We start from the raw sequence: 19,017 nt of genomic DNA on the forward strand, positions 1-19,017 counted from the left end.
TGCAGTCGCGCCTGACGCCCCGACGCGCCGTGCCACGAGGGACCGAGGAGCGCGGCCACCTCCGCGAAGAGGGAGGTGGCGGGGCGTGCGAAGTCGACCCGGTGACCCGGATCGCCAGAAGAAGTGTACGGGACCCGTCGGGTGCCGGGTGACGGCGCTGTCCACAACCGGCCGGTAGTCCACAGATTTCATCCATGATCCCCATGAATCGGACCGGCCGTGGACCGTGGGGGTATGCGATCCACCACCGACCGTGACCACCCCCGCCGCAGGCGCCCGCCGACGCACTTCCTGCTCGTCGGCCCGCTCCTGTCCCTTCTCGTCTGCCTGCCGGCCGCGGCGTACGGCGGCTCCCCCGCCGCGCCGGTCCCCCGGGCCGCCCCCTCCGGTGCCGCCCGCCCCGCGGGCGGGACCGGGTGGCCGCTGGCCGGGCGGCCCGCCGTCCTGCACGGCTGGGAACCGCCCGCCACCCCGTACGCGCGCGGCCACCGAGGGGTGGACCTCGGCGCGGCTCCGGGCGCCGACGTGCTCGCGGCCGCTTCGGGCCGGGTGTCCTTCGCCGGGAGCGTGGCGGGGCGCGGGGTGCTGGTGATCGAGCTGGCCGGAACGGGCGATCCGCCGCTGCGGACCACCTACGAGCCGGTGCGCCCGCTGGTGGCGAAGGGCGACGAGGTCACGGCGGGCCAGGTCGTCGGAGCGCTGGCGGCCGGGCCGTTCCACTGTGCGGGCGGCTGTCTGCACTGGGGGCTGCGCCGCGCCGACGCCTATCTGGACCCGCTGTCGCTGCTGCCGCCGGAGCTGCTGCGGCGGGGGCCGTCCCGGCTGCTTCCGGTCTTCGGGGTGCCGCTGCCCGAGCCCTCGGCGGAGCCGGGGCCTCAGCCCTCGGCGGCGCGGGCGCCCCGGACGCCGTCGAGGATCATCGCGACGGCGGTGTCCGCGATCACGGCGGGCTCCTCCGCCACGGTCAGTTCGATACGGCGGACGGCCGCGTCGACGGAGCCCTGGAGCAGCATGGCGGCCAGCCGGGGCTGGTCGTGTCCGAGATCGGCCAGGGCCTCCACGATCATGGCGATCAGACCGCCGTGCGCGGCCCGGATCTTCTCGCGCGCGCCCGCGTCCAGCTCACTGGCGGAGATGGCGACGACGGCCCGGTGACGCCGGTCCCCGACGAGGTCCAGCTGACGCCGGACGTACGCCTCGATCTTGGCCTCGGGCGTCGCGGCCCGGTCCATCGAGCTCTCGACCTCGGCCGCCCAGACGGGGAAGTCGACGGCGCAGAGTTCCTCGACGACGGCGGCGCGTGACCGGAAGTACTCGTACACGGACGAGCGGGCGAGGCCCGTACGTTCGGCGAGGGCGGGGAAGGTCAGCGCTTCCGTGCCCCCTTCGGACAGCAGGGAGCGCGCTGCGTCCAGGAGGGCGCCGCGCTGCATGGTCCGGTGCTCGGCCACGGAGGCCGCTCGAATCCTGGGCACCCGTCCACTCTACGGCGAACGGTACCGGTGAGGGGGCGGGCGGTACCGGCCATTGGCCGAAGCGGTCCGCGGGCCCGGCGGCGGGCCGGGCGGTCTCAGCGCCCTGCGTCGGCCAGCTTGGCGCGCAGTTGCAGCACCGACTTGGTGTGGATCTGGCTGACCCGGCTCTCGGTGACCCCGAGGACGTTGCCGATCTCGGCGAGGGTGAGGCCCTCGTAGTAGTAGAGCGTGACGACCGTCTTCTCGCGGTCGGGCAGGGTGTTGATCGCGCGGGCCAGGAGCCTTCTCAGCTCGCGGTCCTCGGCCACCTCCACCGGGTTGTCGGCGGCGGTGTCCTCCAGCGTGTCCATGAGGCTGAGCCGGTCGCCGCCCTCACCACCGACATGGAGCAGTTCCTCCAGCGCCACGACATTGGCCAGGGACAACTGGCTGAAAACAGCGTGCAGTTCCTCCAGGGCGATGTCCATCTCGGCGGCGACCTCGGACTCCGAGGGGGTACGCCGCAGCTTGGCCTCCAGCGTGGCGTAGGCGCGCTCCACGGCGCGGGCCTTCTGGCGCACCGAGCGCGGAATCCAGTCCAGCGCCCGGAGTTCGTCGATCATCGCGCCACGGATGCGGGTGATCGCGTACGTCTCGAACTTGATCGCGCGCTCGATGTCGAACTTCTCGATCGCGTCAATCAGTCCGAAGACCCCGGAGGAGACGAAGTCGGCCTGCTCCACGTTGGACGGCAGCCCCACGCTCACCCGGCCGGCGACGTACTTCACCAGGGGTGAGTAGTGCAGGATCAACTGCTCCCGCAGCCGCTCGTCGCCCGTGGTCTTGTACGAGCGCCACAGTTCGTCGAGGGAGGACGGGGCGGGAGGGCGCACAGTGCCACGCGCAGCCGGTGGTACTGCCGCGCGGTCAGACCCGGAGGTGTGCTGGGGCATGTGGTGCCTTGAGCCGTTCTGCCGTGACGTGCTGGGGGACTTGTGCCTGTGCCGGAATCCTCGTGAGCGTAGCGTGACTGGATTGTCGCGGTGCGCGCAGGATAAGGGATCGGGTCCGTGCGCCTCCCGGTGAACGGACGTGGACCGGCGTACGCCGCCGGGCGCGGCGGCGCACCCGAGCGGCGACATGACGGGTGGCCGGGGCCGCCGACCGGTGCGCCGGCCCCGGGGGCGTCGCCGAAGGATCCACCGAGGTCATCGGCATCACCTTTTCACCCGAATGCTCCAGGTCAAGTACCGCCTCGCCGCGCGTCGCCATTGCGCGTGGACGGTCGCGTCAACCGCCATCCCTCGCCTTCGCGTTCGACGAACCCCAGTGAGTGCAGTTCGTACAGCTTGCCGAGCGCCTCGTCCGCGCTCGTTCCCGCGCCGCGCGCCACCTCGCGCGCGTCGGCGCGGCCGCGCCCCGGCAGTGCGTCAAGTACCCGCCTGCCTACGGGATCCAGCTGGTCGCGGGGGAGCAGGGGGCCCCGCCGCGCGGGAGCCAGCTCGCCGATGTCCCCGACCAGTTCGACGACTTCGTCGGCATCGGTCACCAGCACGCCCTCGCCCCTGAGGAGTTCGTGGACCCCGGCCGAGAGTCCGCTGGTGGCGGGGCCGGGCACGCCCATGGTGAAGCGGCCGAGCTGCCGTGCGCGGCGGGCGGTGACCAGGGAGCCGCTGCGGTGCTCGGCCTCGACGACGACGGTTCCCCGGGTCAGCGCGGCGATGACCCGGTTGCGGAGGACGAATCTGGCGCGCGTCGGGTGGTCGCCCGGCGGCAGTTCGCTGACGACGAGGCCCTGGCCGGCGACGCGTCCGATCAGCTCGGCGTGGCCGCGCGGGTAGGGGACGTCCACACCGCAGGCCAGCACCGCCATGGTCGCTCCCCCGGCGGCCAGGGCTCCCCGGTGCGCGGCGCCGTCGACGCCGAAGGCCGCGCCGGAGACCACCACCCACCCGCGCTCGGCGAGCCCCGCGCCGAGCGTGGTCGCCATGTGCGCCCCGTACGGGGTGCAGGCGCGGGCGCCGACGACGGCGACCGAGCGCAGCGCCCACAGCCGCAGATCGGGCGTGCCGCGCACCCACAGTCCGATGGGCGCGGCGTCCCCGAGGTCGTCGAGCTGAGTCGGCCACTCCCGGTCCCCCGGGCAGACGAAGCGCCCGCCGGCCGAGGCCAGTGCGGCGAGGTCCCGGCCCGGCCGGGCGGTCTCGGCCCGCAGCCGGTATCCGGCGAGCCGCCGCGCGCTCATCCCGGCCGGTCCGTCCCGGTCCGTGATCCGCCGTATCAGCTCCACCGGACCGTGCTCCCGCAGCCACCCTCCGGCCCGCACGTCTCCGGGCTCCACGATCCGGCTCAGCGCCGCCCGCGCCCAGCGCTCCCGGCCGGGGCAGCCGTCCCGGGCCGCATCGGACGGCTCGCGTCCCGCCGTACCGGCGGTCCCCTCGCCCTCGCCCCACACGCCCCGTGCGCCCGGTGCGTCGAAGGCCCCTCCCCCGCCGTCGCTCGCGAGGCCCTCCGCGCGACGCCCCGTCATGACGCCCTCTCCATCGGGACTCCGCGCGGGATCCCGGTGCGCAGCTCCAGGGCCACGGCGACGTCCGAGGCGTCCGGGCGGTCCGCCTCGCGCAGGTCGGCGACCGTCCAGGCCACCCTGAGGACGCGGTCCAGTCCGCGTGCCGTGAGGATGCCGCGCTCCATGTCGCGTTCGGCGGCCAGCATCGCGCCCGGCGCCGCCGTCAGCCGGGTCCGCAGCTCGTGCCCCGGCACCTCGCTGTTGGTGGTCCACGGGGTGCCCGCCAGCCGTTGTGCCGCCCGCTCCCGGGCCCGCCGCACCCTGGCGGCGACCGTCTCCGACGACTCGCCCCGGCCGCCCCGGCCCATCAGGTCCTCGCGTCGGACCGGATCGACGACGACCCGCAGGTCCACCCGGTCCAGGAGCGGCCCCGAGAGCCGGGCCCGGTAGCGGCGGATCGCCGAGGGCGGGCATTCGCACCCGGCGCCGTTGACGGTGTGGCGCCCGCAGGGGCACGGATTGGCGGCGAGCACCATGAGGAACCGCGCGGGCAGCCGGACCACCCCGGCGCTGCGGGCCACCACCACGTGCCCCGACTCCAGCGGCTGGCGCAGCGCGTCCAGGGCCCGTACCGAGAACTCGGGCGCCTCGTCCAGGAAGAGGATGCCGCGATGGGCCAGGGAGACCGCGCCGGGGCGCGGCAGCCCGTTGCCTCCGCCGACCAGGGACTGCATGGTCGCCGAGTGGTGCGGGGCGCAGTAGGGCGCGCGGGAGATCAGGGGTTCGTCCGGTGGGAGGATGCCCGCCACGGAGTGGACCGCGGTGACCTCCAGGGACTCCTGCCGGTTCAGGGGCGGCAGAATGCCGGGCAGCCGCTCGGCCAGCATCGTCTTGCCCGCGCCGGGCGGCCCCGACAGCAGCAGATGGTGTCCGCCCGCCGCCGCTACCTCCAGGGCCGTGCGCGGGCACTCCTGTCCCGCGACGTCCGCCAGATCGGGACGGCCTGCCTGGCCGGGCTCCGGACCCCGCTGGAGTCCCGTCCCCGTGCCGGCTCCCGGGAGCATCAGTCCGGCGAGCATGGGGTCGGGGCGCCCCTGCTCGTGGGAGCGCGTCTCGTCGGGCACCGGTTCGTCGCACAGGATCGCGATCAGCTGGCGCAGGCTGCGGACGCCGAGGACGGAGACCCCGGGCACCAGCGCCGCCTCGCCCGCCGTCTGCTCGGGGACGACCACCTGCCGGTATCCGGCCTCGGCGGCGGCGAGCACCGCGGGCAGGACGCCCCGCACCGGCCTCACCCGGCCGTCCAGTCCCAGTTCCCCGATCATCACCACATCGGCGATCGACGCGGGGGAAATGCGTTCGGCGGCACCGAGCACGGCGCAGGCGACGGCGAGATCGAAGCCCGAACCGCTCTTGGGCACCGAGGCCGGTGACAGGCCGACCGTGAGTTTCTTCTGCGGCCACTGGGCGCCGGAGTTGACCACGGCCGCCCTGACCCGGTCCCGGCTCTCCACCAGGCTCTTGTCCGGCAGCCCCACCAGGGTGAACGTCGCCACCCCGGCCTCCAGGTCCGCCTGGACCTCCACCACCACGCCCTCGACGCCGACGAGCGCCACCGAGCAGGCACGGGCGAACGCCATCAGGCCACCCCCCGCACGTGCTCGGCCCGCGGCGCACCGCGCCGGGGCAGCACCACGCCGACCAGGTCGATCCGCACCCCGCCCGGCGGCGGGCCGCCCCAGCGGGCCAGCCAGAGTCCGGCCAGCCGCCGCAGACGGTCCGCCTTGACCGGGGTGACCGCGGCCATCGGATGCTCGAACGCGCCCGTCCTGCGGGTCTTCACCTCGCAGATGACGAGAGCGTCACCGTCCTTCGCGACGATGTCGATCTCGCCGGCGCGACAGCGCCAGTTCCGTTCCAGTACGGACATGCCCGACTCGGTCAGCAGCCGCGCCGCCAGATCCTCGCCGTACCGCCCGAGTGCACCCCGTGCGTTCATACCGGCACCACCTCCGGCACCGACTGTGACGCCTCGGACCGCCCTTAGTGGATCTTGGTGGACAACCCGGCCGTTGTGGACAACTCAGCCACCCGGAAGTTCGAGATCGCTCTTGTTCAGCTCCTCGATGTTGACGTCCTTGAACGTCAGGACGCGTACCTGCTTGACGAAGCGTGCGGGCCGGTACATGTCCCAGACCCAGGCGTCCGCCATGGACACCTCGAAGAACACCTCGCCCTGGACCGAGTGCACCTGCATCTCGTAGTCATTGGTGAGGTAGAAGCGCCGTTCGGTCTCGATCACGTATTTGAACAGACCGACGACATCGCGGTACTCCCGGTAGAGCTTCAGCTCCATCTCGGTCTCGTACTTTTCGAGGTCCTCGGCGCTCATTGGCATGTTCCCCTTCAGCCGTGCGTTCCCCCATTGTGCGCCAGACCGCCGGGCTTCCCGGGTCGCTCAGGCGATTTCGGGGGCCAGGACCAACGGCGTACGCGGAGGACCCTCGTCGAGCAGCGTGCGCAGCAGCTCGGCGAGTCTGGTCGGGTACACCGTCTCACGCGCCGCCGACAGTTCGGCGGAAGTCCACCACCTCAGACCCGTGACACTGCGGCGTTCCAGTCCGGTCTGCCCGCTGGTGTCCGTCGTGGTCTGTTCCGTGCGGGCCAGGAAGTACCACTCGTCCTGCTCCCAGCGCCGCCCGTCGAACGGGAAGGAGCACATCCGCCGCCAGAGCACCGGGCCGAGTTCGACGTCCGTGATCCCGGTCTCCTCGGCCAGTTCGCGCAGGGCGGCCTGCTCGCGGGTCTCGACGCCCTCCAGGCCGCCTCCCGGGGTGAACCACCAGGTGCTGGCCGGATCCTCCGGTTCGAAGCCGTGCATCAGCAGTATGCGGTCGTCGGGGTCGAGGAGCACCAGACGGGCGACCTTGCGGATCTCAGCGGGCATCGGCGGCCGCCGTCCGCCGCTGGTTCCGCTTCGGGCCGTTGCCGCGGGAGCGGGCGGAGCGCGCCGCGAGCGGCCCGTACACCGCGCCGCCGAGGATGAGCACCACCCCGGCCACCATCGCGCCGAGCTGGAGCTTGAGCGGGCCCTCGGTGGAGATGCCGCCGGGGAGCGCCGCGAAGGAGGCGGGCCGCCCGATCATGCTGCCCAGCGGCCAGGCGACGGCGTCCACGCGGGCGGTCACGGCGCTGCGCGGCACCGAGCCGTGGGCGGCGTCCTCCAGGTGGACCCGGGAGTCCAGCGAGGACCTGCGGTCGTCGCCCAGGAGGAACAGGCTGCCCCGGGGCACCTCGGCCGTGAAGTCGTTGCCCGAGGCGGGGTCCCCGGAGCGAAGATACGGTTCTTCCACGGGTATCCCGTTCACCGTGAGCCGGCCGTCCTTGCCGCAGCAGGCGATCTTGTCGCCGCCGACCCCGACGACACGTTTCACCATCGGCGTGGCGCCCCAGGTGGGGTCGGTGAAGACCACCACGTCGCCGCGGCGGACGTCGTCACCGTCCACCCGCTGAGCGAGCACCCGGTCGCCCGCCTCGACGGTGGGCGTCATGGACGCCGTCGGGACCGTGTACGGGCGGTACACCACGGCTCCCCAGGCGAAGCCGCCGAGGAAGAGCACACAGCCGACGGCCACGGCCAGTCCCGACAGCCTGCTGCCGAGACGGCCGCGGCCGTCACCCGTACGTCCTGTTCCACTCATCGCAGCGTCCCCCATCGGAGATCGACAATCGCTGATCCGAGTCGGCACCCTACCCGGCGGTACGCCCGCCGGTCAGCCTCCGTCGGCGCCACAACACGAGGGGCAGCGCGCCGGCTACACCGAGTGCTCCCGGGGCCAGTCCCATCGCCGCGTTGATCCCCGGCTGGTCGAAGGTCTTCGGGATCGGCAGCGTCGCCCAGCGGTTGACCGGCCATGCGATCACGAACGCCCGGCCGACCACCTCGTCGTTGGAGACAGTGCCGCCGCCCGGGAGTTCCTGGTGGTAGCGCGAGTCCAGCGAGTTCTGGCGGTGGTCGCCCATCACCCAGATCCGGCCCTTGGGCACCTTGATCGGCCCGAACGGCTCGTCGTTGCAGGGAGTGTTGCCCTCGAAGATGTAGGACTTGTCGTCCAGCGCCTTGCCGTTGACCGTGACCGGACCGTTCTTCTTGCACTCCACCGTGTCACCGCCCACCGCGATGACGCGCTTGATCAGGTCCTTCTCCTCGGCCGACGGCATCAGGCCGATGAAGCTGAGGAACTTCTGCACCACGTTCGGCTCGGGGGTCTGGCTGTCCTCCAGCCAGCCGCCGGGATCGTGGAAGACGACGACCTCGCCGCGCTCGGGCTCCGAGCCGAACCACGGGGTCAGCTTGTCCACGAGCACCCGGTCGCCCCGCTGGAGCGTGTTCTGCATCGAGTCCGAGGGAATCGAGAACGCCTGCACCAGGAAGGTCTTGATCAGCAGCGCGAGGATCAGCGCGATGCCGATGAGCAGGGGCAGCTCCTTCCAGAAGGAGCGGGGCTTCTTCTGCGCCGTGCTGCCGCTGCCCGGGGAGTCGCCGTCATGCTCCGCCGAGTCCGCCGCGTCCGCCGTCGTCCCGGCGGGCTCGACATTCCCCACGCCGTCCGGCCGGTCCTCGGGTTCGTCGTGTCCGGATCGTGCGCCGACCGCCAAATCCCCCACATCCACTCCTTATTCCGTGCCACCGCCTGCGCCCCAGCCGGTGCAGGCCCACCACTCCCATAACGAGCGGGAGTTCCGCAGGGGTCGGGAGCCGGATCATTCCGTTGGGATCCTCGGACACACTATTCGACCGCGCGGCGCCCGCCGCCGTCCCGGCGCGCGGGTCCGGCACCGCGGAGAACGCCGAGCGTTCCTCCAGGTGGCGCCAGTGCCCGAACGGCCAGGCGATCACCACGGCCCGTCCCACCACGGCATCCTCCGACACGGTGCCATCGGCCGTCTTGTCCAGATGGAAACGTGAATCGGCCGAATTGGACCGATGGTCCCCCATGACGAAGATTCGCCCGGCCGGAACCTTTACCTCGAATTTGATCGTGGACGGAGAATCGCCGGGAAATACGTAGGGTTCATCGATCGCCACTCCGTTGACGACGAGCCGGCCGTCCCGCTCGCAGCACCGCACGGTGTCTCCGCCGACGGCGACCACCCGCTTGATCAGGTCCTGCTCGTCGTCGGAGGGCAGCAGGCCGACGAAGGTCAGCGCCTGCTTGACCTGTTTGATCACGACGGGCGAGTCCGAACCGCCGCTCTCCACCGGATTCGGCGGCGGCCAGTCGGACGGATTCTTGAACACGACGACGTCACCGCGCTGCGGCTTGGACCCGAACCAGGGCGTCAGCTTGTCCACGAGCACCCGGTCGCCGATCCGGATGGTCTGCTCCATCGATCCCGAGGGGATCACGAAGGCCTGCACCAGGAACGTCTTCAGGACGAGGGCGATCAGCAGCGCCACGGTGATCAGGAGCGGAATCTCCCGCACCGCCGACCGGCGCCGCTTCCGCTTCACCTTGCGGGCCAGCCTGCGGCGCTCGGCCCGGGTGGGCAGCGAGCGCGGCGCCGCCGGACCGGGGCCGGAGCCCGCCGGTGCCCCCGGTTCGACCGTGCCGGGCCGCCGTCCCCGGTTACCCACGGCTCGCCCCGGCCGCGGCCGTACCGTCGAAGGCCCGGGTCCCGGGCACCGACCCCACACGGCCCAGCGGCCAGCCCAGCCAGTCCGCCCGGCCGATCACCCGGTCCACCGGCACCATGCCGCCACCGGGCTCGCCCAGATGGTCGCGGGAGTCGCGGGACTTGCCGCGGTGGTCGCCCATCATCCACAGCGTGCCGTCGGGCACGACGATGTCGAAGGGCGCCCGGGACGGTGCGTCGCCCGCGTACAGATAGTCCTCGTCCACCGGCCGGCCGTTCACCTCGACCCGTCCGCGCCTGTCGCAGCAGACCACCCGGTCACCCCCCACGCCCACCACCCGCTTCACGAAGTCGGTCTCGGCGGGCTCCGCGAGTCCCAGGGAGGCCGCCGCTCCGTGCAGCAGCCCGACGACGGGATTCTCCTCGGGCGGCTCCTGGACGAAGGATCCGGTTCCGTCGAAGACCACCACGTCACCGCGCTGGGGTACGGAGCCGAAACGGTACGCCAGTTTGTTGACGAGCACCCGGTCCCCCACCTTCAGCGTGGGTTCCATCGAGTGGCTCGGGATCAGGAAGGGCTGCACCACGAAGGTGCTGAAGAGCAACACCGCCACCGCGCAGAAGGCGCCGAGGGCGAGGGGGCGGCGCCATGACAACGAGACGGGGATCCGGGTCCGGATACGCGAGAAGCGCGACCCCTCCTCCGGTCCCGTCGCGGGTTCGGAGGAGCGGTCGCGCTCCTGGGGCTCAGCTTCCGTGTCCATCGGGGCCAGAGCTTAACCGGCCGTCCTGTGGACCAGGGAGTCAGCTCAGCGGTCGCGCTTCTCCTTGATCTTCGCGGCCTTGCCGCGCAGCTCACGGAGGAAGTACAGCTTGGCGCGGCGGACGTCACCGCGGGTGATCAGCTCGATCTTCTCGAAGATCGGGCTGTGCACCGGGAAGGTGCGCTCGACGCCGACGCTGAAGGAGACCTTGCGGACCGTGAAGGTCTCGCTGACGCCCGCGCCCTGGCGGCGGATGACGATGCCCTTGAACTGCTGGATACGGGAGCGGTTGCCCTCGATCACGCGCACGTGGACGTTGACGGTGTCGCCGGGGCGGAACGCCGGGACGTCGGTGCGCAGCGATGCGGCGTTGACGTCGTCGAGCAGGGAAGCCATGGTGTCTGCTTTCTTCGCCGATGCCACAGGTCATCGACGGGACGGGTGATGAGTTCAGGAATGCCGTTCACGTCGGACGGGCGTCGTTCCCCCTGTGGCAGGGGCGCACGCGGACGTACAGCAGCGGCCTATTCTTCCACGGCCTGCGGCCTGCGCCAAAATCGGCCACCGGGCTCCGGCGACCAGCCCAGGATCGAGAGCATCTCCCGGTCCTTCTTGTCGAAGGCCGAGGCCTCGCAGCGTTCGATCAGATCGGGCCGGTGCAGGGCCGTACGGCGGAAGGCCTCGTCCCGGCGCCAGCGGGCGATCTTCCCGTGGTGGCCGCTGAGCAGCACGTCCGGGATCTCCCGGCCGCGCCACTCGGGCGGCTTGGTGTAGACGGGCCCCTCCAGCAGATGGGCCATCGCACCCGGGGCGAAGGAGTCGTCCCGGTGCGATTCGGCGTTGCCGAGGACGCCCGGCAGCAGCCGCGCCACCGCCTCCGTGATCACCAGCACCGCGGCCTCGCCGCCGGCCAGCACATAGTCGCCGATGGACACCTCGACGACCGGCATACGGGTGGCGTACTCGTCCATGACCCGGCGGTCGATGCCCTCGTAGCGGGCCGGGGTGAAGACCAGCCAGGGCCGCTCGGACAGTTCGACGGCCAGTTCCTGGGTGAAGGGCCGGCCGCTCGGCGTGGGCACCACGAGCACCGGGGAGTGCGCCCCGGACTCGTAGCCGTCCGCCAGGGCCTCGTCCAGGGCCTCGCCCCAGGGCTCGGTCTTCATGACCATGCCGGGGCCGCCGCCGTAGGGGGTGTCGTCGACCGTGTGGTGGCGGTCGTGCGTCCAGTCCCGCAGGTTGTGCACCCGCACGTCCAGGCGTCCGGCCGCGCGGGCCTTGCCGACCAGCGAGACGTTCAGCGGTTCCAGGTACTCCGGGAAGATCGTGACGACGTCGAGGCGCATCAGCGGCCGTCCCCGGTCTCCGGAGCGGCGTCGTCGGCCGGTTCCCCGTCGCGCGAGGAGGCGACCACGGCCTGGCTGTCGTCGATGAGGCCCGGCGGCGGGGTGATCACCGCGCGCTGTTCCTCCAGATCGATGCCGGTGACGATCTCCTCGACGAAGGGGATCATCACCTCGCTGCCGTCCGGGCGCTCCACGATGAACAGGTCCTGCGAGGGCAGATGGCTGATCTCGCTGATCCGGCCGATCACGGTGCCGTCGTCGAGCACCACGTCGAGGTCGATGAGCTGATGGTCGTAGAACTCCTCGGGGTCCTCCGGGAGCTCGTCCGGGTCGACGTCGGCGATCAGCAGGGTGTTGCGCAGCGCCTCGGCGGCGGTGCGGTCCCGTACGCCCTCGAAGCGCAGCAGCAGCCGTCCACTGTGCACCCGGCCGGTCTCGATCGTCAGCGGCCCGGCCGGGGCCGGGTCGGTGCGGAGGACGGCGCCGGGGCCGAGCCGCAGTTCGGGCTCGTCCGTGCGCACCTCGACGGTGACCTCGCCCTTGATGCCGTGGGCGCGGCCGATCCGCGCGACTACCAACTGCACCTTGTGTCTCTCCTGTCGTACGACAACGGGCCGGGGTGGGCACATGCCCTCCCCGGCCCGTCGCCGGTGTTCAACGTGTCAGCGGACCTGGTCCACATCGACGAGGTCGACGCGGATACCGCGGCCGCCGATGGCGCCCACGACGGTACGCAGCGCGCGTGCGGTGCGGCCGTTGCGGCCGATCACCTTGCCGAGGTCGTCGGGGTGGACCCGGACCTCCAGCACGCGTCCGCGACGCAGGTTGCGCGAGGCCACCTGCACGTCATCGGGGTTGTCGACGATGCCTTTGACGAGGTGCTCGAGAGCCTCCTCGAGCATGCTCAGGCCTCGGTCGCCGCGGCCGCGTCAGCAGCCTCGTCGGCCTTCTTGTCGGACTTCTTGGCCTTCTGCGTGATGGCCTCGCCCTTGGACTCCTCGCCGCCGTCCTTGGTGAGGGCCTCGAAGAGGGCACGCTTGTCGGCCTTCGGCTCCGGCTGCAGCAGCGGCGCGGGGGCCGGGAGGCCCTTGTGCGCCTGCCAGTCACCGGTGAGCTTCAGGATCGCGAGAACCGGCTCGGTCGGCTGGGCGCCGACGGACAGCCAGTACTGCGCACGCTCCGAGTTGACCTCGATGCGCGAGGGGTTCTGCACCGGGTGGTACAGACCGATCTCCTCGATGGCCCGGCCGTCACGGCGGGTACGGGAGTCGGCGACGACGATGCGGTAGTGAGGCGAACGGATCTTGCCCAGACGCTTCAGCTTGATCTTGACTGCCACGGGAGTGGTGTCTCCTGGTCTATGACGTGGTTGGGCACAACGAAGATGCCACGTGGGGTTGCGGTACTCGGGTGCCCGATGGACGCGTCAGCCGGAGGAGAGAGGGGTCCTGTGCGACTGTCGAGTACAGCTAGCCATTGTGCCACACCCCATCGGCTCACCCCACCGCGACCGCCGCTTCCGGGATCCGGAACGGCTTTCCGCAACCGCCGCAGACGATCGGCGCCTGGGCGAGGACCGAGGGGACCACGCGCACATTGCGGCCGCAGTCGCAGACCGCCTTGACCCGCACGCCCCCTCCGGAGGAGCCGTGCCGGGCCGCGGGCCCGCGGAAGGAGCGCTTGGTGTCGGCGGCGGTGGCGACCGTGTGCGCCTTGAGGGCGCGCTGCAGCCGTTCCATCGTCGGCCGGTACCGGCGCTTGGCCTCCGGGTTCAGCGTGACCAGCGAGAAGCCGCTGCTGGGATGCGGCTCCTCGGCGTGGTCGAGGCCCAGCTCCTCCGCGATCGCGAGGAACCGGCGGTTGTGGTAACGGCCGGCGCGCGAGGTGTCCCGGACACCTCTGGCGGCGGCGATGCCGTGGACTGCCTCGTGGAGCAGTCGCTCGAAGGAGAGTTCGGCGCCGCAGGCGGACGAGGACTCTCCGATCAGGGACTCGGGTGCGGCCAGATCGGGCAGCTCGGGGTGGTACCGCTGAATGTCGGCCCACGCCTGCGCCAGCTCTGCGGCAAGTACAGGTGGTGTCGTGCTCACGTCGTGACCAACGAGCGCGGGGCCCTCGGTGTTCCGATTCCGGGCCATCCCAAATATTTTGCACGTACCAGTCAGTCGCCGTTGATGCGTCGCGACGAGGGCGGGTGCGCTGATCTGCGGAGAAGCCGCACAGCTCGCACCAAGCCGGTACGTAGCGTCGCGTACGCCCGAGCGCGCGGAAGAGGCGTACGCCCCCCGCGAACCCCCGCGCCGCCGGCGCCCGGGGCCTCCCCGGCCCGTCGCCGGGAAGGGCCACGACCCTACCCCCGGTACGGAACGCCCGACATGCCCGCCCGGCCGGACCGGGTGAGACTGGGACCGCGGAGCGGGGCGGCCCGACTCCGCGCACCCCTGTCCCGGCGGAGCTCCCGCACGGCGCGCACCCACCGGCGCCCCCGCGGGCAAGCACCTCCCGCAGACCCCTGGACGCGGCGCCGGATGCGCAGTTCCCTGGCATACGGGGGAACGCAGGGCAGGGAGGGAGGGAACAGCGCAGGGCAGGCAGGGGGGAACGGTGCAGAGCAGGACGACGGGGACGACTTCCGGACAGGCGGACCGGCCGGCACGACCCGGCGGACCGGCCCGCAGGACCGACCGGCACGACCGGCATCTCGGCGGATTGGGGCGCATTCCATGACACGAACGCTCGTCCGGCACCACCCTCGGACGGAGCCCTCCGCGACCGCGGACAGCGGCTCCCGGGCCCGCGACTGGGCCGAGATCCAGGAACGGATGCTGGCCCCGCTCTACGAGGCGGTGTACGCGCGCCTCGATGTGGGACCCGGCACCCGGATGCTCTCCCTGGGCTGCGGCTCCGGGCTCGCGCTGCTCATCGCGGCCGGCCGCGGGGCCCGGGTCACCGGCGTCGACACCGACCGCGAACGCCTCGCCCTCGCCCGGACGCGGCTGCTGCCCGCCACGGACGCACCGCGTTCCCCCGTGTCCGGCGCCCCTCTGCTGCGGGAGTCCGTGCCCGCTCCGGACACCGTCCCGGAGCCGTACGGCCTGATCACCGCCTTCACCCCGATCGGCTGCGCCGAGGGCGACGACGACGCGCTGGTGCGCGCGCTCGACGCGGCCGTGCCCTCGGCGGGCCGGCGCTCCGCCGTCGTCCTGACCGGCTGGGGACCGCCCGAACGCTGTGCCACCGAGGCGGTCCTGCGCGTCGCCGGCCGGCTCGCCGGGCGGCCGGGAAGCCCCCGGGGCGCGCGGCGGGACGATCTGGAGAACGTGGCCTCCCGGGCCGGGCTGAAACCGGACGGTTCGGGGCGGGTGGCCTGTCCCTTCGGCTACGCGGACCTGGACAGCGCGGTCCGGGGGCTGCTCTCGACCCGCCTCTTCGACGCGGCCGTGCACGCCACGGACCGCACCCAGGTCGAGAAGGAGGTCGCGGAGGCCCTGCATCCGCATCTGCGCGACGACGGCACGGTGTGGATGCCCAACGTGTTCCGCTACCTCGTCTGCACGACGTAGCCCCGGCCGCGCCTCATTTCGACAGACGGGTGATCCCGGCCGCGCGGTAGGCCTCCGCCTCGTCGAGCGTCTCGTTCGCGAGGAGCGCCGAGGCCAGGGCGTCCAGGCGGTCCCGGTTCTCCCGCAGCAGCCGGCACGCCTCCTCGTAGCACTCGTCCACGATCCGGCGCATCTCGCCGTCCACGGCGTCCAGCGTCGCGGGCGCCGCCGACAGGCCGTAGGCCTGCTGGGCGTCGCCCGGGATCGCCGTCAGCCGGCCCACCCGCTCGCTCATGCCCCAGCGGCCGACCATGCCCCGGGCCATCTGGGTCACCTGTTCCAGATCGCTCTCCGCGCCCGTGGTGATCACCCCGAAGACCACCTGCTCGGCCGCCATCCCGCCGAGCGCCCCGATGATCCGCCCGCGCAGGTACTCCTCGGTGTAGGCGTACTTGTCGGCGTCCGGCGTCGAGAGGGTGACGCCCAGCGCCCGGCCGCGCGGGACGATGGTCACCTTGCGGACCGGGTCCGCGCCGGGCTGGACCATGCCCAGCAGGGCGTGACCGCTCTCGTGGTACGCCGTCCTGCGGCGCTCCTCGTCCGACATGACCAGCGCGCGCTCCGCGCCCAGCTGCACCTTCTCCAGGGCGTCCGAGAAATCGGCCGCGTCCACCTGCGACTGCCCGCGCTTCACCGCGAGCAGCGCGGCCTCGTTGGCGAGGTTGGACAGATCGGCGCCGGTCATCCCCGGGGTCGTCCGCGCCACCTGGGCCAGGTCCACGTCGCCGGCCATCGGGATCCGGCGGGTGTGGATCTCCAGGATCGCCTCGCGGCCGCTCCGGTCCGGCGGGCTGACCTGGACGATCCGGTCGAAACGGCCGGGCCGGGTGAGGGCCGGGTCCAGCACGTCGGCCCGGTTGGTCGCCGCGAGGACCACCACCCCCTCCGAGCCGGAGAAGCCGTCCATCTCGGTCAGGATCTGGTTGAGCGTCTGCTCGCGCTCGTCGTGTCCGCCCATGCCGGAGCCGCCTCCGCGCGCCCGCCCGATGGTGTCGATCTCGTCGATGAACACGATCGCGGGGGCCACCTTGCGCGCCTCGGCGAACAGCTCCCGGACCCGGCCCGCGCCGACCCCGACGATCATCTCGATGAACTCCGAGGCCGAGGCCGAGAAGAACGGCACCCCCGCCTCCCCCGCCACCGCCCGCGCCAGCAGCGTCTTCCCGGTGCCGGGAGGACCGGCGAGCAGCACCCCGCCCGGCATGCGGGCGCCCATCTTCCGGTAGGCGTCGGGGTTCTTCAGGAAGTCGACCACGTCGTTGAGCTCGCCCTCGACCTCGTCGATGCCCGCCACGTCCTTGAACGTGGTGCGTTTGGCACCCTCCAGTTCCACCGGTTTCGGCGGCGCCTTCCGTCCGAACCCGCCCATCCCGCCGCCCATGCCGCCGCGCGCCATCCGCCGGGCGATGAACACCCACAGCAGGACCAGCAGCAGCATCGGTGCCAGCGAGATCAGCAGATTGGCCAGGAAGCTGCGTTCCTTGACGACGGGCTCGGCGGTGACGGTGACATCGTCCTTGACCAGCTCCGCCCAGAGGTTGTCGTCGGCGAAGGCCGGTCGCTGGGTGACGAACTTGGTGTACGTGTCGTCGGTGCCGGGCGCCTTCGCCTTCTTCTTCAGCTCCCCCTGGATGGCATCGCCCTTGGAGTAGATCTTGGAGACATTGCCCGAGGTCACCTGCTTGCTGAACTCGGTGTACGCGATCGTCCGTTCCTCGTCCCCGTTGAAGAACGAGAGCACCAGGTTGGCGATCACATAGACGGCCAGCGCGGTCAGCAGGAGTCCGCCCCAGCCGCCGGGCATCTTGCGGCCGGGGCTCGGGGGCGGCGGGGCTCCCTCGGAGCGCCAGGGCTGGTCCGTACGGTCGCGGGGAGGTACGGGATTGGTCACTCGCGACTCCTCTGCCGACGGCCTTTCAGCCGACATTAGGGGAGAAATACGGGCGAAGCCCTGCTCAGGGGCGGTCCGCTGGGCCCATGGAGGGACGTCCGGCGGCCCGGCACGCCCGAGGGGGCGCCCGCCGTACGACGGACGCCCCCTCGGGGCCGGACGGACGGGCCGCGGTCAGCCCATGAACTTCTTGAACTCGTCGGGCAGCTCGAAGTTCTGGCCGTTGCCGCCCGCCGGGAGGCCGGGAACGCCGCCCTGGGCCGCCTGCTCGCGGCGGGCCGCCTCGGCCGCTTCCTCGGCCTTGCGCTTCATCGGGTTGCCGCTCTTGCGCTTGCCCTTGGCCTGCTTGACCTGCTTCTTCTGCCGGCCGGGGCCACCGCCCATGCCCGGCATCCCGGGCATCCCCGGCATGCCGCCGCCCTGGGCCATCTTCGACATCATCTTGCGGGCCTCGAAGAACCGCTCGACCAGGTTCTTCACGGCGCTGACCTCGACGCCGGAACCCTTGGCGATACGGGCCCGCCGCGAGCCGTTGATGATCGTCGGCTCGGCGCGCTCCTTGGGGGTCATCGACTTGATGATCGCGGCGGTGCGGTCGACGTCGCGCTCGTCGATGTTGTTGATCTGGTCCTTGATCTGCCCCATGCCGGGCAGCATCCCGAGCAGCTTGGAGATGGAGCCCATCTTCCGGACCTGCTCCATCTGGGCCAGGAAGTCGTCGAGCGTGAAGTCCTTGCCCTTGCTGGACGCCAGCTTGGAGGCCATTTTGGCGGCCTCTTCCTGGCTGAAGGTCTTCTCCGCCTGCTCGATCAGGGTGAGCAGGTCACCCATGTCGAGGATCCGGGACGCCATGCGGTCCGGGTGGAAGGCGTCGAACTCGTCGAGCTTCTCGCCGTTCGACGCGAACATGATCTGCTTGCCCGTGACATGGGCGATCGACAGGGCCGCACCACCGCGGGCGTCACCGTCGAGCTTGGAGAGCACCACGCCGTCGAAGCCGACGCCGTCGCGGAAGGCCTCGGCGGTGTTGACCGCGTCCTGACCGATCATGGCGTCGACGACGAAGAGGATCTCGTCCGGGCCGACGGCGTCGCGGATGTCCGCGGCCTGCTGCATCAGCTCCTGGTCGATGCCGAGACGGCCGGCGGTGTCGACGACGACGACGTCGTACTGCTTGGACCGGGCGTACTCGACCGAGTCCTTGGCGACCTGGACCGGGTCGCCCACCCCGTTGCCCGGCTGCGGCGCGTAGACCGCGACACCGGCGCGGTCGGCGACGACGCTCAGCTGGTTCACCGCGTTGGGGCGCTGGAGGTCGCAGGCGACGAGCAGCGGGGAGTGGCCCTGGCCCTTCAGCCAGAGGCCGAGCTTTCCGGCGAGGGTCGTCTTGCCCGCACCCTGGAGACCGGCCAGCATGATCACGGTGGGGGCGGTCTTGGCGAACCGCAGCCGCCGGGTCTCGCCGCCGAGGATGGCGATCAGTTCCTCGTTGACGATCTTGACGACCTGCTGCGCCGGGTTCAGCGCCTGGGAGACCTCGGCGCCGCGCGCCCGCTCCTTGACCTTGGCGATGAAGGACCGGACGACGGGCAGGGCGACGTCCGCTTCGAGCAGGGCGATACGGATCTCGCGCGCCGTGGCGTCGATGTCGGCCTCGGACAAGCGGCCCTTGCCCCGGAGGTTCTTGAAAGTCGCGGCAAGGCGGTCGGAGAGAGTATCGAACACGGCGCTCGTCGGTCCTCAGGGTCGGGGGCGGGTGGGACAGTCCTCCCCAGGGTATCCGGACGCCGGGGAAGGCATAGCCCTCGCCCGGT

Annotated in this window: 20 protein-coding genes and 1 pseudogene; 2 read left to right on the forward strand and 19 right to left on the reverse strand. The window is 71.9% G+C overall.

The genetic code is table 11. The annotated features are described in order from the left end of the window. Positions 1 to 234: 234 nt before the first annotated feature. Positions 235 to 717 (forward strand): annotated as a pseudogene (locus tag ACZ4FH_RS03075) (peptidoglycan DD-metalloendopeptidase family protein); the annotation flags it as partial. A 158-nt stretch (positions 718 to 875) separates the two neighbouring features. On the opposite strand, the gene ACZ4FH_RS03080 reads toward ACZ4FH_RS03075, so the two are convergent. The 17 genes from ACZ4FH_RS03080 to ACZ4FH_RS03160 all read right to left on the reverse strand — a co-directional run bounded on the left by ACZ4FH_RS03080 (position 876) and on the right by ACZ4FH_RS03160 (position 13,800). Continuing rightward, positions 876 to 1,451 carry a TetR/AcrR family transcriptional regulator gene (locus ACZ4FH_RS03080; RefSeq protein WP_467302413.1) on the reverse strand — a complete coding sequence of 192 codons (576 nt, stop codon included), beginning with the start codon at positions 1,449 to 1,451 and terminating at the stop codon, positions 876 to 878. Positions 1,452 to 1,570: 119 nt separating this feature from the next. Then, positions 1,571 to 2,407 carry an RNA polymerase sigma factor WhiG gene (gene whiG / locus ACZ4FH_RS03085; protein WP_383644201.1) on the reverse strand — a complete coding sequence of 279 codons (837 nt, stop codon included), beginning with the start codon at positions 2,405 to 2,407 and terminating at the stop codon, positions 1,571 to 1,573. A 290-nt stretch (positions 2,408 to 2,697) separates the two neighbouring features. Continuing rightward, the gene (gene dprA, locus ACZ4FH_RS03090; protein ID WP_467301848.1) at positions 2,698 to 3,984 is read right to left on the reverse strand and encodes a DNA-processing protein DprA; all 1,287 of its coding nucleotides are present in this window, start codon (positions 3,982 to 3,984) and stop codon (positions 2,698 to 2,700) included. Further along, complete coding sequence (locus tag ACZ4FH_RS03095; protein ID WP_467301849.1) at positions 3,981 to 5,603, reverse strand: YifB family Mg chelatase-like AAA ATPase; 1,623 nt, start codon at positions 5,601 to 5,603, stop codon at positions 3,981 to 3,983. Before ACZ4FH_RS03095 ends, dprA begins: the two co-directional genes overlap by 4 nt. Continuing rightward, positions 5,603 to 5,962: a YraN family protein gene (locus ACZ4FH_RS03100; protein WP_467301851.1), complete on the reverse strand. Its 360-nt coding sequence runs from the start codon at positions 5,960 to 5,962 to the stop codon at positions 5,603 to 5,605. The genes ACZ4FH_RS03095 and ACZ4FH_RS03100 overlap by 1 nt, the downstream gene beginning before the upstream one ends. Before the next feature lie 84 nt (positions 5,963 to 6,046). Further along, positions 6,047 to 6,355, reverse strand: coding sequence for a DUF2469 domain-containing protein (locus tag ACZ4FH_RS03105; protein WP_003965949.1), 309 nt, complete (start codon positions 6,353 to 6,355; stop codon positions 6,047 to 6,049). Positions 6,356 to 6,421: 66 nt separating this feature from the next. Then, positions 6,422 to 6,910, reverse strand: coding sequence for an NUDIX hydrolase (locus tag ACZ4FH_RS03110; RefSeq protein WP_467301852.1), 489 nt, complete (start codon positions 6,908 to 6,910; stop codon positions 6,422 to 6,424). After that, positions 6,900 to 7,664, reverse strand: a complete 765-nt coding sequence (gene lepB / locus ACZ4FH_RS03115) for a signal peptidase I (protein WP_467301853.1) — start codon at positions 7,662 to 7,664, stop codon at positions 6,900 to 6,902. The genes ACZ4FH_RS03110 and lepB (ACZ4FH_RS03115) overlap by 11 nt, the downstream gene beginning before the upstream one ends. Before the next feature lie 49 nt (positions 7,665 to 7,713). Continuing rightward, positions 7,714 to 8,622, reverse strand: coding sequence for a signal peptidase I (lepB, locus tag ACZ4FH_RS03120; RefSeq protein WP_383644591.1), 909 nt, complete (start codon positions 8,620 to 8,622; stop codon positions 7,714 to 7,716). Further along, positions 8,510 to 9,601, reverse strand: coding sequence for a signal peptidase I (gene lepB, locus ACZ4FH_RS03125; protein WP_467301855.1), 1,092 nt, complete (start codon positions 9,599 to 9,601; stop codon positions 8,510 to 8,512). Before lepB (ACZ4FH_RS03125) ends, lepB (ACZ4FH_RS03120) begins: the two co-directional genes overlap by 113 nt. Beyond that, complete coding sequence (gene lepB / locus ACZ4FH_RS03130; protein ID WP_467301857.1) at positions 9,594 to 10,364, reverse strand: signal peptidase I; 771 nt, start codon at positions 10,362 to 10,364, stop codon at positions 9,594 to 9,596. Before lepB (ACZ4FH_RS03130) ends, lepB (ACZ4FH_RS03125) begins: the two co-directional genes overlap by 8 nt. Positions 10,365 to 10,409: 45 nt before the next feature. Then, a complete protein-coding gene (rplS, locus tag ACZ4FH_RS03135; RefSeq protein ID WP_383644224.1) occupies positions 10,410 to 10,760 on the reverse strand; it encodes a 50S ribosomal protein L19 in 351 nt (116 codons plus the stop codon). Between the two features lie 128 nt (positions 10,761 to 10,888). After that, positions 10,889 to 11,710: a tRNA (guanosine(37)-N1)-methyltransferase TrmD gene (gene trmD, locus ACZ4FH_RS03140; RefSeq protein WP_467301858.1), complete on the reverse strand. Its 822-nt coding sequence runs from the start codon at positions 11,708 to 11,710 to the stop codon at positions 10,889 to 10,891. Further along, positions 11,710 to 12,294 carry a ribosome maturation factor RimM gene (gene rimM, locus ACZ4FH_RS03145; protein ID WP_467301859.1) on the reverse strand — a complete coding sequence of 195 codons (585 nt, stop codon included), beginning with the start codon at positions 12,292 to 12,294 and terminating at the stop codon, positions 11,710 to 11,712. The genes trmD and rimM overlap by 1 nt, the downstream gene beginning before the upstream one ends. Positions 12,295 to 12,372: 78 nt before the next feature. Next, on the reverse strand, positions 12,373 to 12,612 hold the full coding sequence (locus ACZ4FH_RS03150) for an RNA-binding protein (RefSeq protein WP_005311361.1): 240 nt from the start codon (positions 12,610 to 12,612) through the stop codon (positions 12,373 to 12,375). 2 nt (positions 12,613 to 12,614) lie between these two features. Then, positions 12,615 to 13,049: a 30S ribosomal protein S16 gene (rpsP, locus tag ACZ4FH_RS03155; protein ID WP_383644233.1), complete on the reverse strand. Its 435-nt coding sequence runs from the start codon at positions 13,047 to 13,049 to the stop codon at positions 12,615 to 12,617. 157 nt (positions 13,050 to 13,206) lie between these two features. After that, on the reverse strand, positions 13,207 to 13,800 hold the full coding sequence (locus ACZ4FH_RS03160) for a hypothetical protein (protein WP_097867061.1): 594 nt from the start codon (positions 13,798 to 13,800) through the stop codon (positions 13,207 to 13,209). 633 nt (positions 13,801 to 14,433) lie between these two features. Between ACZ4FH_RS03160 and ACZ4FH_RS03165 the strand changes: the two genes are divergently transcribed. Beyond that, complete coding sequence (locus ACZ4FH_RS03165; RefSeq protein ID WP_467301860.1) at positions 14,434 to 15,273, forward strand: class I SAM-dependent methyltransferase; 840 nt, start codon at positions 14,434 to 14,436, stop codon at positions 15,271 to 15,273. A gap of 13 nt (positions 15,274 to 15,286) precedes the next feature. Here ACZ4FH_RS03165 and ftsH read toward each other — a convergent pair whose 3' ends face one another. Continuing rightward, a complete protein-coding gene (ftsH, locus tag ACZ4FH_RS03170; RefSeq protein WP_467301862.1) occupies positions 15,287 to 17,203 on the reverse strand; it encodes an ATP-dependent zinc metalloprotease FtsH in 1,917 nt (638 codons plus the stop codon). Positions 17,204 to 17,377: 174 nt separating this feature from the next. Then, positions 17,378 to 18,928 carry a signal recognition particle protein gene (gene ffh, locus ACZ4FH_RS03175; protein ID WP_467301864.1) on the reverse strand — a complete coding sequence of 517 codons (1,551 nt, stop codon included), beginning with the start codon at positions 18,926 to 18,928 and terminating at the stop codon, positions 17,378 to 17,380. Between the last annotated feature and the right edge of the window lie 89 nt (positions 18,929 to 19,017).

It is taken from the genome of Streptomyces sp. NPDC024555, assembly GCF_055559335.1.

What these genes read in the sequence shown, in the direction of transcription:
- whiG (WP_383644201.1), bottom strand. Translation starts at nt 2,407, where the DNA reads ATGCCCCAGCACACCTCCGGGTCTGACCGCGCGGCAGTACCACCGGCT.
- dprA (WP_467301848.1), bottom strand. Translation starts at nt 3,984, where the DNA reads ATGACGGGGCGTCGCGCGGAGGGCCTCGCGAGCGACGGCGGGGGAGGG.
- ACZ4FH_RS03095 (WP_467301849.1), bottom strand. Translation starts at nt 5,603, where the DNA reads ATGGCGTTCGCCCGTGCCTGCTCGGTGGCGCTCGTCGGCGTCGAGGGC.
- ACZ4FH_RS03100 (WP_467301851.1), bottom strand. Translation starts at nt 5,962, where the DNA reads ATGAACGCACGGGGTGCACTCGGGCGGTACGGCGAGGATCTGGCGGCG.
- ACZ4FH_RS03105 (WP_003965949.1), bottom strand. Translation starts at nt 6,355, where the DNA reads ATGAGCGCCGAGGACCTCGAAAAGTACGAGACCGAGATGGAGCTGAAG.
- ACZ4FH_RS03110 (WP_467301852.1), bottom strand. Translation starts at nt 6,910, where the DNA reads ATGCCCGCTGAGATCCGCAAGGTCGCCCGTCTGGTGCTCCTCGACCCC.
- lepB (WP_467301853.1), bottom strand. Translation starts at nt 7,664, where the DNA reads ATGAGTGGAACAGGACGTACGGGTGACGGCCGCGGCCGTCTCGGCAGC.
- lepB (WP_467301857.1), bottom strand. Translation starts at nt 10,364, where the DNA reads ATGGACACGGAAGCTGAGCCCCAGGAGCGCGACCGCTCCTCCGAACCC.
- rplS (WP_383644224.1), bottom strand. Translation starts at nt 10,760, where the DNA reads ATGGCTTCCCTGCTCGACGACGTCAACGCCGCATCGCTGCGCACCGAC.
- trmD (WP_467301858.1), bottom strand. Translation starts at nt 11,710, where the DNA reads ATGCGCCTCGACGTCGTCACGATCTTCCCGGAGTACCTGGAACCGCTG.
- ACZ4FH_RS03150 (WP_005311361.1), bottom strand. Translation starts at nt 12,612, where the DNA reads ATGCTCGAGGAGGCTCTCGAGCACCTCGTCAAAGGCATCGTCGACAAC.
- ACZ4FH_RS03165 (WP_467301860.1), top strand. Translation starts at nt 14,434, where the DNA reads ATGACACGAACGCTCGTCCGGCACCACCCTCGGACGGAGCCCTCCGCG.